Source organism: Streptomyces sp. NPDC096079 (assembly GCF_040303145.1).
GTDB lineage: Bacteria > Actinomycetota > Actinomycetes > Streptomycetales > Streptomycetaceae > Streptomyces.
Genome location: NZ_JBEOST010000004.1, coordinates 358,958 through 372,975 on the forward strand (window position 1 = coordinate 358,958; position 14,018 = coordinate 372,975).

At 70.3% G+C, this 14,018-nt stretch carries 11 protein-coding genes; 6 read left to right on the forward strand and 5 right to left on the reverse strand.

What is annotated here, in order from left to right:
- Together ABTY59_RS11975 and ABTY59_RS11980 are read right to left on the reverse strand one after the other, a co-directional pair.
- Nucleotides 1-1,099, reverse strand: a 1,099-nt coding sequence (locus ABTY59_RS11975; RefSeq protein ID WP_352018780.1) for a S1 family peptidase, incomplete at its 3' end; no start/stop codon positions are given.
- A 256-nt stretch (nt 1,100-1,355) separates the two neighbouring features.
- Entirely contained in the window at nt 1,356-1,892 is a 537-nt protein-coding gene (locus tag ABTY59_RS11980; RefSeq protein ID WP_352018781.1) for a hypothetical protein, read from the reverse strand.
- 399 nt (nt 1,893-2,291) lie between these two features.
- Between ABTY59_RS11980 and ABTY59_RS11985 the strand changes: the two genes are divergently transcribed.
- Together ABTY59_RS11985 and ABTY59_RS11990 are read left to right on the forward strand one after the other, a co-directional pair.
- On the forward strand, nt 2,292-5,825 hold the full coding sequence (locus tag ABTY59_RS11985; protein ID WP_352018782.1) for an ALF repeat-containing protein: 3,534 nt from the start codon (nt 2,292-2,294) through the stop codon (nt 5,823-5,825).
- Nucleotides 5,826-5,830: 5 nt separating this feature from the next.
- Nucleotides 5,831-6,238, forward strand: a complete 408-nt coding sequence (locus ABTY59_RS11990) for a hypothetical protein (RefSeq protein ID WP_352018783.1) — start codon at nt 5,831-5,833, stop codon at nt 6,236-6,238.
- Between the two features lie 357 nt (nt 6,239-6,595).
- Here the strand turns inward: ABTY59_RS11990 and ABTY59_RS11995 are convergent, their stop codons facing one another.
- On the reverse strand, nt 6,596-7,345 hold the full coding sequence (locus tag ABTY59_RS11995) for a CTP synthase C-terminal region-related (seleno)protein (RefSeq protein WP_502995359.1): 750 nt from the start codon (nt 7,343-7,345) through the stop codon (nt 6,596-6,598).
- Nucleotides 7,346-7,436: 91 nt separating this feature from the next.
- Between ABTY59_RS11995 and ABTY59_RS12000 the strand changes: the two genes are divergently transcribed.
- The 4 genes from ABTY59_RS12000 to ABTY59_RS12015 all read left to right on the forward strand — a co-directional run bounded on the left by ABTY59_RS12000 (nt 7,437) and on the right by ABTY59_RS12015 (nt 11,091).
- Nucleotides 7,437-7,961, forward strand: coding sequence for a tetratricopeptide repeat protein (locus ABTY59_RS12000; protein WP_352018785.1), 525 nt, complete (start codon nt 7,437-7,439; stop codon nt 7,959-7,961).
- Between the two features lie 4 nt (nt 7,962-7,965).
- The gene (locus ABTY59_RS12005; protein ID WP_352018786.1) at nt 7,966-8,847 is read left to right on the forward strand and encodes a LysR family transcriptional regulator; all 882 of its coding nucleotides are present in this window, start codon (nt 7,966-7,968) and stop codon (nt 8,845-8,847) included.
- Between the two features lie 49 nt (nt 8,848-8,896).
- On the forward strand, nt 8,897-9,856 hold the full coding sequence (locus ABTY59_RS12010; RefSeq protein WP_352018787.1) for a DUF1444 domain-containing protein: 960 nt from the start codon (nt 8,897-8,899) through the stop codon (nt 9,854-9,856).
- 92 nt (nt 9,857-9,948) lie between these two features.
- The gene (locus tag ABTY59_RS12015) at nt 9,949-11,091 is read left to right on the forward strand and encodes an aminopeptidase P family protein (protein WP_352018788.1); all 1,143 of its coding nucleotides are present in this window, start codon (nt 9,949-9,951) and stop codon (nt 11,089-11,091) included.
- Nucleotides 11,092-11,157: 66 nt separating this feature from the next.
- On the opposite strand, the gene treZ is transcribed toward ABTY59_RS12015, so the two are convergent.
- Nucleotides 11,158-12,909, reverse strand: coding sequence for a malto-oligosyltrehalose trehalohydrolase (gene treZ / locus ABTY59_RS12020; protein WP_352018875.1), 1,752 nt, complete (start codon nt 12,907-12,909; stop codon nt 11,158-11,160).
- 53 nt (nt 12,910-12,962) lie between these two features.
- A complete protein-coding gene (locus ABTY59_RS12025) occupies nt 12,963-13,952 on the reverse strand; it encodes a GNAT family N-acetyltransferase (protein WP_352018789.1) in 990 nt (329 codons plus the stop codon).
- Nucleotides 13,953-14,018: the final 66 nt, after the last annotated feature.

A 14,018-nucleotide genomic window follows, 5' to 3' on the forward strand; every position in this document is an offset into this window, starting at 1 on the left:
CGGCGAAGTAGAGGCGGCCGAGGTCGGTGCCTGTGACGAATCGGCTCCAGCCGGTGCTCCAGTTGGTGCCGCCGTTGAAGCCGGCGCCGGTGTTGAGACGGATGGCGATGTTGCCGTCGGTGGTGTGGACGATCATGTCGGCCTTGTTGTCGGCGTTCATGTCGGCGAAGTAGAGGCGGCCGAGGTCGGTGCCCGTGAAGAATCGGCTCCAGCCGCTGCTCCAGCGGACGGCCTCATCGAAACGGTAAATGGGGTGACCGGCCTGGACAGCAATCGGATAGTTCTTGGCAAGGCGAACTCGCACTTCGCCGGTTGCGCTCTGGACGATCATGTCATCCAGGCCGTCCCCATTGGCGTCAGCCATGTGAACGATCTCGCGTTCCTTCTTCAGCCATGCCGACACGGCGGGATCGGCGACATCGACAGGGAAGGCTGTGGTGCGGCTCTCGTTCGGATCTGCGCCGAAGCAGCCGCCCTGCCAGGAGCGGCTGTTGATCCCGACCAGCTCGATCTTGCCGTCCTTCTCCCGGACGACGGGGCCGCCGGTGTCGCCCGCACAGACAGCCGCACCGTCCTGGCCGTTCATGACCACAGTGTCGCCCTGTGCGGCCTCGACGGTGAAGCCGGCCGTGTGCAGCGTGGTCGGTGCCCATTCCGTCTTGGTCCGGCCGAACCCCGCGGCCTTCAGGGTCTCGCCCGTCGCGGCCGGTGCGGCGGCCAGAGATACCGGGGTGACTCCGGAAGCCGGCTGTTCGAGGCGCGCCAGGACAAGGTCACGACCTTGGTAGGGGTACAGCTCGGTCACCGTGGTGATGAGGCCGTTCGGGTGGAACTGGTCCCCGGCATCGGTCAGGTCCCGGCGACCTACGGTCACGACCGTCCGCTCGGGCGGTGCACCGGGGGAGAGTTCGGTCAGACCGCGGGTGAAGCAGGAGGCCGCTGTCAGTATCCAGCGGGCTTCGACCAGGGCACCTGAACAGGCGCGCATGGTGGCTTCGCTGTCACCGATCTCCAGCTTGGCGGTGAATGAGTAGGACGTGTCGGTCGCCGCGGTACCACTGACCGCGCGGGCGGGCACGGCGAGGGTGGCGGCAGCCATGGTGACGGCAACGAAGCTTGTGGCGACGGCGAGTCGTCGGCGTGTAGCTGGCACTTGGGGTTCCTTGAGGTGGGTGTGAAGGTGGAGGGAAGGCGCGGTGCATTGCCGGCGACGAGAGGTGGCGAGGGCCTGTCCACTCCAGGCGAAGGCGCATGGATGCGAGTTGCCACTCACCGCTGGTGGGCAGGAGCCGTTCCTGGCGGAACCCTCGTTGATCTCGACGCGGATCCGGCTGGTCCGCGGCTACTGGTTCAGTTCAGCTAGCCAGGCGGATTTCAACCAGGACGGAGCGCTTTCCCGAGGAAAGGTCGCCTTCGCCAACGCTGAGGAAGCCCTCCTTGGGAACCTTGACAGTGGACTTTTCTTCACCCGCAGTCAGCGAGGCACTGAAGGACGGACCTGTCGATTCCAGGGCGATTACCCGAGGCAGGTCGAGGGAGAGGTAGCCGATGGCGGCATTTGCCTCGAAGCAGTAGGTCTGCTTGCGGCCCACAGAGGGGTCCGCGATGGTGTGCACCATGATTTGATCCACGGTGGTGTTGCAGGCAGCAAGGGTGATGTGCCCGTCACCTCTCTTGAGGGAGATCCCCTCAAGAGTAAGGACTCGGGCAGCCCCGGGATAGGAGAAGTCCTCGAGGGCGAATGGCGCCGTGTCCTCCGTTGTGGTCACGCCAAGAGCGGCGGTCGCACCTGTGGTGGATGGCGAGGCAGCGGCCAGGGTGGCCGCGCTGAGTACGGTCGCTAGGGTCCCGACGAGGCCGACGAGCAAGCGCCGACGAGTGCGAGAGGCCATTGAGGGATCCTTTCGGACAGCGTGAGGTGACGCCAAGTCCGAAAACCGTGTTCCCCCCCGAGAACCCCCGCCCCTATCACGCCGTTCTGGCAACGAACAGAATGAGAGATCATCTTAGCTCTGAATCAACCGCCCTCATGTGTGCCGTGGGTCACAGTCTGCTTTGTGTATTCCTGGCTCTTTTGTCCAATCGTTGCCCATGTGTGATTCTGCCTCACGTGTGAGAGGTCTCTAGGCGCAGCCGAGTCCGCCGAGTGCGTAGGATCGCTCGGAATTCCAATCAAGGCAGCACCCTGCAGTGCTGGTGGATGAGGTGAGTGTCTAGTGAATCTAAGAATCAGACGGCGCCGTAGAGCGGGGATTGCTGAGCGTGCGCTAAGAACCTCGACGCTGGGACTGTTGTCCACGGCGTTGCTGCTGGGCTTGCTCGGATCGGTGCCCAGTCGGGTGGATCAGGGCCAGGCCGTGGAGTTCGCCGCCCTGACGGGAGCGGCACCCACGGATCGCGCGCGAGTCCTCGAGTACTGGCAGGCAGGGGGGAACGAGGTGAAGGCGGCCGCCGAGGCTGCACTCACTGGAAGTGATGCAGACGTGCAGGCGTTCCTCGCCGCCGCAGACGGGCTCCTGCACCAGGACAACCGCACCTCCGCCGCGCAGTTGGCCAGTGTCGGTGGCTCGGAGTTGATGGCAGCCGCCCGAGTGGCTATCTCCGGGAGCGAGGAGGACCTGGCTAGCTTCGTCAGCTGGGGCTGGGAAGCTCCGATGAAGCAGGATCAACGCGTTGAGATCGCGCGGATCATCAGCACTGCCCGTCCTGTCGTCCAAGAGGTGGGAAGGGCCGCGCTCAACGGCACGTCCGAGGATGTCAGCGAGTTCCTGCAGACGGGTCAGCACCTCGCGCAGGAGCAGGACGACCGCGTGCAGGTTGTCCAGATCATCAGCGTGGGCGGCGCCAACGTGAGGGCCGCGGGTCGCATCGCACTGAACGGCACACCCGATGACCGCAGGGAGTTCATCGAAGTCGGTCAGTTCGTCGCCCGCAACAAGGACGCGGAGTATGCCAGTGTCGCCCAACTCGCGGCGCAGGCGAAGGAGGCAGGAAGGCAGGCAGCGAAGGAGACCGAAGCTGCCAAGGCGCGATCCAAGGAGGCTCTGGACTCCGCTCAGGACGCCAAGAACGCAGCCCTGAAGGCGCAGGCTGAGGCCGAAGCGGCCAAGGACAAGACGAAGGAAGCCGCTGACGCTGCCGGCCGTGCTGCCGCAGCAGCGAAGCTGGCAGCCAAGGCTGCGCAGAAGGCAATTGCCGCGGCCAATGCCGCGAACAACTCGGCACGCATCGCGGCGAACGCGGCATCCCGAGCCGCTGCCGCTGCCGCGGCTGCCTCCCAGGCTGCAGCGCGCGCTCAGGGTGCAGCCGCTGCAGCAGCTGTAGATGCGAAGGACGCCGCTGCGGCACGTGCCGCAGCCCAGGACGCGCGGAACATCGCCAAGGACGCAAACCTTGCGGCCGATGCAGCTGACCAGGCCTCGAAGGCCGCGTCCGCCGCTGGCGACGCCGCAGTCTCCGCCGCCAGCGCCGGTGCCAACGCCAATCTTGCGGCCAACGCGGCTGTTGAGGCGGGCAACTACGCGGGAAGCTCAAGCGCCGCTGCCGCTGAGGCCCGCGCCGCGGCCGCCGCGACCAAGCGTCATGCTGACGAGGCGAGTCGCGCCGCCACCGCCGCGGAAAAGCTGTCCCGGGATGCCGCCAGCGCAGCCGGGCAGGCCCGCGACGCGGCCCGCGCGGCTGCCACGCGGGCCAATAATGCAGCAGCTGCTGCCGAGGACGCCGCCGACCACGCAGGCGATGCTGTAACCGCGGCCAACAAGTCCACAGCGCATGCAAATGCCGCCACCCAAGCAGCCAACACCGCGTCGGAAGCCGTGCTTGAGGCTCAGAAGATCTACGAACTCGCTCGGAAGGTCGAGGCAGAGGAGCTGCTGGGCCGCACCAATGCGGGTATTGAGCTGGCTCGTGACCAGAAGGCGGACTACGCAGCCGGCGTGGCCAGGACGGCAGAGCGGGAGCAGGCGTCAAAGGACCAGGAGGCCGAGCGGAGTCGCCTTGTCGCGAAGATGACCGAAGCGGGAGTCGACCCTGCGGTCGTCGCTGCGGACAGCCGGAAGCTGGCGCTTCGGGTGATGCAGAACGGGACTGCCTGGGCACGTGCTGCGGCTGAGGCGGCTCTGGCGGGACCGGACGAGGTTGTCCTCGACTACGTGAAGAACGGCTGGAGGACTGCCAAGGAGCAAGACGACCGCTCGTACGTCGAGCGTCTCGCCGAAGAGAGTGAGACCCCGGAAATACGAGCAGCGGCCGAGACCGCGCTCGATGGCGATGCAGGCGTTGTCACCGCCTTCATCGACGAGGGTCAGTATCAGGTGGCATCCCAGCCCATGCGCGTTGCCATCGCGCAGATCATCTCGACGGCCGGCCCCGTGCTTGCCGACACGGGAAGGGCGGCTCTCAACAGCGGCGACCCGAAGCGATACAGCGAGTTCCTGACCAAGGGCCAGTTCACGGCTCGCACCCAGGACGAGCGTGTACGTGCCGTGCAACTGATCGACGCCGGGACGCCCGAGGTCAAGTCCGCGGCGAGGATCGCCTTCGAGGGTTCGCCGCAGACCCTGCACGCGTTCATAGTGTCCGGCCAGTACACGGCCGCACGTAAGGACAACCTCACTGCCACCCACGTCGCGCAGGTCCGAAAGCTGATCGCTGATGCGGCCAAGGTCGCAGCCGAGGCGCAGAAGAATGCGGCGCTGGCCCAGAAGGTGGCCGCAGAGGCGCGCAAGGCGGCTACGGAGGCCGCCGAATGGGCGCAAAAGGCCCTTGATGCCGCTGAGGAAGCGAAGAGCAACGCGACGGAGGCGGCCAAGTATGCTCAGGAGGCGGAGACTTCAGCCGCCCGAGCGGCAGCTTCCGCTGCAACGGCGCGGGATGCGGCGAACCAAGCCAAAGCCGCTGCAAAGGATGCGGCGCTGTCGGCATCGGACGCCACCCTCTCCTCCGAGATGGCGCAGGCGTCGGCCTCCATTGCTTGGGCGGCCGCAGACCAGGCCCGTCAGTCCTCCGTCGCTGCCGGCGAGGATGCTCAGGCCGCACTGACGGCGGCGACCGAGGCGTTCACGATCTCTGTCAAGAAGTACAGGGAAGAGGAAGAGGCTCGACGCAAGGCAGCCCTCGAGGCCAAGCAGAAGGCCATGCAGGACCCGGGCTACATTGCACGCCAGCAGTACCGTTGCGGCCAGGCCGTCGTACCCTGCGATCCTCAGCAATTCACGCGCTGGTGTCAGCACAACTGGGTTTCCTGTGAGCTGTTCTCCTATGCGGACGAAGTGGGCGACGCCCTGGCTGAGGGAGGCCAGTTTGCTCTGGATCTCACTGGCTTCGGCAATCTTGAATCATGCCTTGAGAACAAGGACTTCGAGAACTGCTGGGAACTCGGTGCGGATGTCCTCGTCGGGGCGAAACTCAGGGCGCTGGAGAAGACGTTTGACAAGCTGAAGGCTGTCAAGCGTCTCTGTGAGGTCGTCGGCTCGTCCGCAGGGATGAATACGATGGCGCTCGCCTCGACCGGTGGCGCGGACTGTCTTACTCATGATGTTCCCGGCATCCCTAGGGGCCTGGATGAGATCATGAACTCTGGCGGCTGTGACGTGTGTGCCGAAAGAATTCGTAAGAGTCTGGGAGGTGGGAAAATTGTAACGATTCGGCCGGTGGGTGAGGCGATACTCCCCAAGTATCACGGAGTAGATGCCGGTTGGTTCTTCCATGTCGTCGTAGTCTATGAGGACCGCGTTTATGATGCATGGACGCCCCGAAGTGGGGAGTTGATTGCAGACTATAAGGCCAGGTGGCTGCGGCACAATATCATCGACTTTGGATTCTAGGAGGCATGGTGAAGGATAGGGATCTGCTCGTTCGGATTCAGGAAAATCCGAGCGGATTCGGCCTCAATGGGACCTACCATTCAACCGCGATGTTCATCGAGGGGTATGATCTCGCGCGCGATGGTGGAGTGCTGCGAGGGTTTAATGAATGGCTTTCCGTTCGCGCGGGAGAGCTGTCCAGCCAGCACTGGATCAGGAGGCTCCTGTCGGAGGCGATCCCGGACTTCCGCTTCCAGGGGTTCGAGAATCTCCGGCTGACTCCGGACGAGGATCGGCTATGTCTTGCACACCTCCTCTCGTCCGTCATCGAATTCCTCGCGGTACGCGACGGTTGGCGCACCTTCTCGAAGATGTATGCGGAGTTCCACACCCTGGTGGAGGCCGTGTATCAATCCGAAATGGAGAATGAGTAGGAGCGGCCCCGGGGCTCCACTGGCCCGGTGAAGCCCCCGTTTCGCGGTGGGCGCGGCGCGTGTGGTGTCGGGTGAGGTGGAGCTGAGCGCCTTGAGGTTTCCTATGGGCCACCTGGCTGACCACATGAAGACGGCAGCGAGCCGGAGTCCATGCACCGCTCGACCATCTCGCGCTGTTTGCCAGCCTCGCGATCGAAGGTTGGCAGCAGACGGCCACCGAGCCGCTTGCGGTTCGGTGGCCCAGTCGGATGGCTGCGGGATCGCCGTTCTGGATCCCGTGAAGGCGAGTGGACGCCAGTAGCTGTCGTCGGCACGTTCGGCTTTCGTGGTCAGACCGCCGCGCCCGGGAGGAGCGATCTAGCGGCCCCCGGTGCGCGCGTGTTCCGTCGCCGCGATCGCCAGGGCGCGGATCAGGGGGTGGGGGCGGGTGCCGGCGTCCGAGAGTTCCGGCTGGAAGAGGGTTGCCAGGAAGAAGGGGTGCGCGGGGAGTTCGGCGATGCGGATCCCGCCCTCCTCGTCGGCGCCCGTGAAGCGCAGGCCGTGGGCCCGCAGGGTGTCCAGGTGACGGGAGTCGGCGCCGTAGTCGCAGTGGTACCGCTCCGTCGTCCGCTCCGCCCCGAGCGCCTTCTCGGCGAGGGAACCGGGGGTGATCCGTACGACGCCCTCGTGGCCGACGAGCGAGCAGGAGAGCGGTGCGATCAGCAGGTCCTCCGCGTCGGCCGCCGGGTCGTTCTCGGCGTGCGCCGCCCGCTCCAGGCCGCAGACGTCCCGCGCGAACTCGATCAGGGCGTGCTGGAACCCGGCGCAGGTGCCGAGGAACGGGATGCCGTCCTCGCGGGCCGTGCGGATCGCCGCGAGGGCGCCCGCCTCGCTCGCGTACGGGCTCCCCGGCAGCACCCACACCGCGTCGAAGCCCTTCACCGCGCCCGGGGCCTCCGCGTCGCCCGTCGGGATCCAGTACGCGTCGAGGGCGAGGCCGTCGTGCGCGGCGAGGGCGTCGAGGAGGACGGGGACGCGGACGTGGGAGCGGACGTGCGGGGAGCGGTCGCCGACCAGGGCGATCCGGGGGGTGTGGGGGAGTGCGGTCGTGTGCGTCGTCATGGGCATCATGCTCGTCGCGCCCCCTCGTTCACGTCCAACGATGATTCCTGCTGACTCCATCACGGATGCTTATCCTGCTGCGACTAGGGTGACCCGCATGACGAACGATCAGGACTGGGAGACCCGCCTCGCCGCGCTCTGGGAGCGCCTCGACGACCTCGAACCGGCCGACTTCCGCGCCCGCGTCGCCGCCCTCGCCGCCGAGCGGCACGCCGACGACCCGGCCGCCCTCTTCGAGCAGGGCGCCGCCCACGACTCCACCGGCATGCCCGAGGAGGCCGTCGTCCACTACCAGCGCGCCCTGGACCTCGGCCTCACCGGACTGCGCCGCCGCCGGGCCGTCATCCAGCTCGCCAGCAGCCTGCGCAACCTCGGCCGCCCGGACCGCAGCGTCGAACTCCTCACCGCCGAACGGGCCCTGTCCGCCGACCGGCTCGACGCCGACGAGCAGGCCCTGTCCGGAGCCGTCGACGCCTTCCTCGCCCTCGCCCTCGTCGACACGGGCCGCGACCGCGAGGCCGCCTCCCTCGCCCTCGGCGCCCTCGCGCCCCTGCTGCCCCGCTACAACCGCTCCCTCGCCCACTACGCCAAGGACCTGCTGAAGACCCCCTGGGGGTCGTGAGCCGGTGGACCCGCACCTCCTCCGCACGTACGTCACCGTCGCCCGGCTCGCGTCCTTCTCCGAGGCGGCGCGCGAGCTGGGCTACACCCAGTCCGCCGTCTCCCAGCACATCGCCGCCCTGGAGACCGACCTCGGACTGCCCCTGCTCACCCGGCGGCCCGTCGCCCCCACCGCCGCGGGGGAGCGGCTCCTCGAACACGCCGGGGCGCTGCTGCTCCGCCTCGACGCGGCCCGCGCCGACCTCGACCGGTTCGCCGCCGCGCCCCGCGCGACCCTGGACGTCGCCGCGTCCCCGCTGGCCCTCACCTCCCGCACCCTCGCGGCGCTGCCCGCCGCAGGCGTCACGCTGCGCGCACTGCCCCGCGAGCGGGTGCCCGTCGCGGTCGCCACCGGCGAGGCCGACGCCGGGCTCGTCGACGGGATCGCCGCCCCCAGCGACCCGCTGCGGCTGCCCGACGTCGCCCCGCTCACCGCGACCGGCGTCGCCGAGGAACGGCTCGCCGTCGTCCTGCCCGACGGCCATCCGCTCGCCGGACGCACCGGGCTCCGCCTCGACGACCTCGTCGACGCCCGCTGGCTCGACGCGCCCGCCGCCGGCATCCCCCTCGACCGGCTCCGGGCCGTCCACGGCGGGCCCGCCGGGCGCGGCTTCCGCACCGGTCTGCGCTACGAGGGCGCCGACACCCGCACCCTCGCCGCCCTCGCCGCCGCCGGGCAGGGCCTGGTCCTGCTGCCGCTGTCCGCGACGGAGGGCCTCCCGGGCGCCGCTGCCGTGCCGCTGGTCGCACCCCGGCTGGTGCACCGCACCGAGCTGCTCCTGTCGGCCGGCGCGGGCCGTGAACCGTCCGGTCCGGTGGCCGAGTTCGCCCGACGGCTGCGGAGCTGACACCCGCACTCGCTACCCTGTGCGCAACGGCGACGGAAGGCGGACGGGCGTGGGGTGGCTGCGACGAGGACCCAGGCGGGACGGCGACGACGCACCGAGGGACCCCGAGTTCGCGTACTTCTCCCAGCGCGAGGCCGCGCTCTTCCGCGGCCGGGTCCGCGAGACCTTCGCCGAGCTGGGCCTGGAGGTCAGCGTCTACGCGGACCACGTCATCGACGACAAGGGCCGCCGCTTCGGCCTCGGCAACCTCGCCGCCGTCTGCCACCAGGACCGGCGCGGCCCCCGCGTCTGGCCCGGCATGATCGAGCGCCACATCGGCCTCGTGGTCCGCGCGATGGACGGCCCGTCCGCGCTGGACACCCTGCGGCCCGAGCAGATCCGCGCCCAGCTCTACCCCAGGGTCGTCAGCGGCGACGGCATCGACGCCGCGGCCTTCGGCTACGCCAGGACCGTCGCCCCCGGGCTCTACGAGGTCCTCGCCCTCGACCTGCCGGAGAGCGTCATGATGCTCACCGACGACGCCCTGGAGCGGCTCGGCGACCACGGGCAGCTGCGCGACCGTGCCCTGCGCAACCTGCGCGGGCTGCCCGTGGAGGAGCACGAGACCGTCCGCGACGCCGACGGCATGTGCTTCGAGGTCATCCTCGGCGACTCCTTCTACACCGCGAGCCGCGTCCTCGACCTCGACGGCGTCGCCCAGCGGGTCACCGGCGTCCCGCTCGGCGAGCACGGCGCGCTCGTCGCCCTGCCGTTCCGGCACCAGCTCGCCTTCCACCCCATCCGGGACACCTCGATCATCCCGGCCCTCGGCGCGATGGCCTCCTTCGCCGCCGCCGGGTACGAGGACGTGCCGGGCGCCATCAGCCCGTACGTCTTCTGGTGGCGCGGCGGCACCCTCACCCAGCTCAGCGAGCACGACGAGGAGCGGGGCGACCTGCGGATCGTCGTCGGCGACGACTTCCACGCGCTCCTGGAACGGCTCATCGCCCAGGGGCCCGACCGCCGCTGAACGCGTCGTGACCCCATCCGGTCGCGGCCCGCGCCGCCGCCCGGCAGGATGCTGTACGACGCACCGGACGAGGACGCCGAGGAGAGGCCCCCATGTCGAGCACCCACGCGACCGACGACGTCGTGCCCTTCACCGCGGACGACTACCGGGCCCGGATGGCCCGCGCCGCCGAGTCCGCCGCCGACGCCGGGCTCGCGGGCGTGCTCGTCGCCCCCGGCCCCGACCTGGTCTACCTGACCGGCTACCAGCCGACCGCGATCACCGAGCGCCTCACCGTCCTCGTCCTCGCCGCGGGGCAGGACCCGGTCCTCGTCGTCCCCACCCTGGAGGCGCCCGACGCCGAGAAGGCCACCGGAGCCGCCGCGCTCACGCTGCGCGACTGGACCGACGGCAAGGACCCGTACGCCGTGACCGCCCCGCTCCTCGACGCCGACGGCCGCTTCGGCGTCAGCGACAACGCCTGGGCGATGCACCTCCTCGGCCTCCAGCAGACCCTGCCCGGGACCTCGTACGTCTCCCTCACCGCGGCCCTCCCGATGCTCAGGGGCGTCAAGGACGCCCATGAACTCGCGAGGATCGCGGCCGCCGGTGCCGCCGCCGACCAGGCGTACGGCGAGATCCTCAAGGTCCGCTTCGCCGGCCGCAAGGAGACCGACGTCGCCGCCGACCTCGCCCGGCTCCTCATGGAGTTCGGCCACTCGCAGGTCGACTTCACCGTCGTCGGCTCCGGCCCCAACGGCGCCAACCCGCACCACGAGGCCGGCGACCGGGTCATCGAGCGCGGCGACATGGTCGTCCTCGACTTCGGCGGCCTCAAGCACGGCTACGGCTCCGACACCACCCGCACCGTGCACGTCGGCGAGCCCACCGACGAGGAGCGCCGCGTCCACGACCTGGTCCGGGAGGCCCAGCAGGCCGGCTTCGAGGCGGTGCGCCCCGGGGCCGCCTGCCAGGAGGTCGACCGCGCGGCCCGCAAGGTCATCGCGGACGCCGGATACGGCGAGTACTTCATCCACCGCACCGGCCACGGCATCGGCGTCACCACCCACGAGCCGCCCTACATGATCGAGGGCGAGGAACTCCCCATCGTCCCCGGCATGTGCTTCTCCATCGAACCCGGCGTCTACCTCCCGGGCCGCTTCGGCGTCCGCATCGAGGACATCGTCACGGCCACCGAGGACGGTGCGGGCCGCCGCTTCAACAACACGCCGCACGAGATGGCCCTCGTCGAGTAGGGCGCCGCGAGCCGGTAGGGCGCCGCGGCCACCCCGCACGCGCTCGCCGGGCGGGGCGCGCGGTGGTCAGCCGTCCGTGAGGACGATCGCCGACTCGCCGGGGAGTCGGAGGGCGCCGTCCCTCGCCGGGGCGTCGACCGGGTCCCAGGACGCGAGGACCCGGTCGCGGCCGTTGGAGCCGAGCGGGATCACCGCCGGCTCCTTGCCCAGGTTGACGGCCACCCGCAGGTCCCCCCGCCGGAAGACCAGCCAGCGGGCCTCCTCGTCGAAGGCGACCTTGACGCCCGCCAGATCCGGGTCGGTCAGGTCGGGCAGGGTGCGGCGCAGCGCGATCAGCTGCCGGTGCCAGGCGAGGAGCCGCTTGTGCGGATCCCGCTCGCGCTCGGTCCGGTCCAGGACCGAGCGGTCCCGGGTGGCCGGCTCCTGCGGGTCGGGAACCTCGTCCTCGGACCAGCCGTGCGCCGCGAACTCCCGCTTGCGGCCCCGCCGTACGGCCTCCGCGAGCTCCGGGTCGGTGTGATCGGTGAAGTACATCCAGGGCGTGCCCGCCCCCCACTCCTCGCCCATGAACAGCATCGGCACCGAGGGTCCGGTGAGGACGAGCGTCGCCGCGCAGGCGAGGAGACCGGGGGAGAGGGAGGCCGAGAGCCGGTCGCCGAGGGCCCGGTTGCCGATCTGGTCGTGCGTCTGGGCATAGCCCAGGAAGCGGTGGGCGGGGGTGCGCTCCCGGTCCACCGGGCGCCCGTGGTGACGGCCCCGGAAGGACGAGTAGGTGCCGTCGTGGAAGAAGACCCGGGTGAGCGTCTTGGCGAGCGCCGCCATCGGGGCGCGCGCGAAGTCGCCGTAGTAGCCCTGGGACTCGCCGGTCAGGGCCGTGTGCAGGGCGTGGTGGAAGTCGTCGTTCCACTGGGCGTGCACGCCGAGGCCGCCGAGCGCGCGCGGGGTGGTCGTGTGCGGGTCGGCGAGGTCGGACTCGGCGATCAGGAAGTGCTGACGGCCCTGCTCCTTCGCCAACTCGTCGACGGTGGAGGAGAGTTCCTCCAGGAAGGTCAGTGCCCGCGTGTCGGCAAGGGCGTGCACCGCGTCGAGCCGCAGCCCGTCGATACGGTAGTCCCGCAGCCAGGCGAGCGCGCTCCCGAGGAAGTACGCCCTGACCTCGTCCGAGCCCGGCGCGTCCAGGTTCACCGCCGCGCCCCACGGCGTGTGGTGCGTGTCCGTGAAGTACGGCCCGAAGGAGGGCAGGTGGTTGCCCGAGGGGCCCAGGTGGTTGTGCACGACGTCGAGGACGACGCCCATGCCGAGCCCGTGCGCCGCGTCCGTGAACCGCTTCAGCGCCCCGGGTCCGCCGTACGGCTCGTGGACCGCCCACGGCGCCACCCCGTCGTACCCCCAGCCCCGCACCCCGGGGAACGGGCACAGCGGCATCAGCTCCACATGGGTGATGCCGAGGCCCGCGAGCTCCCCGAGCCGCGCGGCCGCCGCGTCGAGCGTGCCCTCCGGGGTGAAGGTGCCGACGTGCAGCTCGTACAGGACGGCGCCGCGCAGCCGCAGCCGGGGCGACTCGTGCCGCCAGGTGTACGCCGAGTGGTCGACGACCGCGCTCAGGCCGTCGGGCCCGTCGGGGAGCCGGCGGGAGCGGGGGTCGGGCAGCAGGGGCCCGCCGTCGAGGGAGAAGCCGTACCGGTCGCCGTCCTCGGCGGGCACGACGCCCGACCACCAGCCGTCCCGTTCGGCGTCGCGGTCCAGGGGATGCGCCGAGCCGTTCAGCTCCAGCGTCACCCGGTCACGGGCGCTCGGCGCCCACACCTCGAAGAGCACGGGAATCCCCTCGTCGACGGTCACTCCAGCCGCTACCGCGACCATCCTGGCAGTCAGGACCCCGACTCGCCCGGCGCGTCCCACACGTAGTTGATCGCGTGCTCGAACGCCACGTAGCCCGCGCGGGCGAAGGCCGCGGCCATCGGCACGTTCCCCAGGTCCGTCGCCGCGCGGATGCGGGGCACGCCGGTGCCGGCGAGGATCCGGGTCCCCTCCGCCAGGATGTCGTCGATGTACCCGTGCCCGCGGTGGGCGGGCAGCACACCGATGTACGCGATGGTGTGGTGGTAGTTGTTCCGCGCGGGGACGACGAAGCCGACCGGCTCGCCGCTGCCCGGCAGCTGGGCGACCCGCCACCACTCGCGCGGCGAGGAGTACTGCGCGAGCTCCTCGTCGAAGTGCTGCTCGGCCGCCTCCCGCGCCGACAGGCCCGAGGCGAGATCGGCCTGGCCGTGGGCGTCGAGCGTGCCCTCCATGACCGGCGCCATCAGCGCGAGCAGGTCCTCGCGGTCCCGCACGGGACGGAACTCCAGACGGCCCTCCGGCTCCGCCACGGGGGTGCCGGGGCGCCACTCCAGCCGCAGCCGCTCGACCAGCGGGCGGGCGCCCGTGCGCTCCAGGACGGAGAACAGGGACTCCAGGGACGACCGGGTCTCCGGGACCTCGCGCCAGTCCGCCGGCATGAAGCGCCCGAACTCGGGGCGCCGCGTGCCCGCGGGGATCACCGCGGCCGTCGCGGTGGCCAGGAGCCGCAGCCCGACCTCGGCGCGCTCGTCGGGGGTGAGCTCAGGGGCGAGGTCGAAGAAGTCGAGCGCCAGCGGCTCCGCGCCCGCCGCGTTGGTCCACCAGGCGAGCCGGCCGACGAGCCGGTCGCCGTCGAGCGCCACCCACATCCAGGCGGGGACGCGCCGCCCGGTGGCGAGGTCGTCGGCCAGCTCGTGGTCGAGCGAGTAGCTGAGGCGGAGGAAGAGGTCGAGCTCGTCGGGGCCGGTGAGCGGGCGGACGACGAGGGTGGTGGCGGACGGTGCGGAAGACGAGGTCACGTCTGGGTTCCCCCTGGGGATGTCTGCGGTGAGGACGCCGGACCGTAACATCGAACCGTCACGAGC

What these genes read in the sequence shown, in the direction of transcription:
- ABTY59_RS12015 (WP_352018788.1), top strand. Translation starts at nt 9,949, where the DNA reads ATGTCGAGCACCCACGCGACCGACGACGTCGTGCCCTTCACCGCGGAC.
- ABTY59_RS12000 (WP_352018785.1), top strand. Translation starts at nt 7,437, where the DNA reads ATGACGAACGATCAGGACTGGGAGACCCGCCTCGCCGCGCTCTGGGAG.
- ABTY59_RS11980 (WP_352018781.1), bottom strand. Translation starts at nt 1,892, where the DNA reads ATGGCCTCTCGCACTCGTCGGCGCTTGCTCGTCGGCCTCGTCGGGACC.
- ABTY59_RS11990 (WP_352018783.1), top strand. Translation starts at nt 5,831, where the DNA reads ATGGTGAAGGATAGGGATCTGCTCGTTCGGATTCAGGAAAATCCGAGC.
- ABTY59_RS11995 (WP_502995359.1), bottom strand. Translation starts at nt 7,345, where the DNA reads ATGCCCATGACGACGCACACGACCGCACTCCCCCACACCCCCCGGATC.